The organism is Methylophaga sp. UBA5088 (genome assembly GCF_002414625.1).
Lineage (GTDB): Bacteria > Pseudomonadota > Gammaproteobacteria > Nitrosococcales > Methylophagaceae > Methylophaga > Methylophaga marina.
On record NZ_DIAC01000023.1, the window covers coordinates 5162 to 5871 of the forward strand.

General features: G+C 45.1%; 1 protein-coding gene. It reads left to right on the plus strand.

The features are described from left to right. The coding region (locus B4K20_RS02935; RefSeq protein WP_289281820.1) for a helicase-related protein at positions 1 to 676 on the plus strand (676 nt) is incomplete at its 5' end. Between the last annotated feature and the right edge of the window lie 34 nt (positions 677 to 710).

A 710-nucleotide genomic window follows, 5' to 3' on the forward strand; every position in this document is an offset into this window, starting at 1 on the left:
GCGCGTATTAATTACCACGTTAACCAAACGCATGGCAGAAGATCTGACCGAGTATCTACGTGAGCACAATGTAAAAGTGCGTTACTTACATTCTGATATCGATACCGTAGAGCGGGTAGAAATTATTCGTGACTTACGGCTGGGTGAATTTGATGTGCTAATCGGTATTAACCTACTACGAGAAGGTTTGGATATACCGGAAGTCTCATTAGTAGCAATACTGGACGCTGATAAAGAAGGTTTCCTTCGCAGTGATCGCTCTCTTATTCAAACAATAGGTCGTGCAGCAAGAAACCTGAATGGTCGAGCTATTTTATATGCCGATGAAATCACGGGCTCTATGAAGCGCGCGATTGATGAGACTGATCGTCGTCGGGAAAAACAGATTGCCTTTAACGAAGAACATGGCATTACGCCACAGGGCATAAAAAAAGCGATTCGAATGGGCATGGATGAGGCTATGTCCAAACCAGCCAATGATAAATATGCCGCAGAAGTCGCTGAAGAGCAGGCCAAGTATGTCTCACTCACGCCACAGCAACTGGCTAAACGAATTCAGCAGATAGAAAACGCCATGTACAAACATGCGCAAAACCTTGAATTTGAAGAGGCTGCCAAGCTACGTGATGACTTGGAACATCTAAGGAAGATAGCCTTGGGTCCGGCCGCTGTTTAAAGGGCTTGCAATCTGTCAGTAGCTGCGTATAATT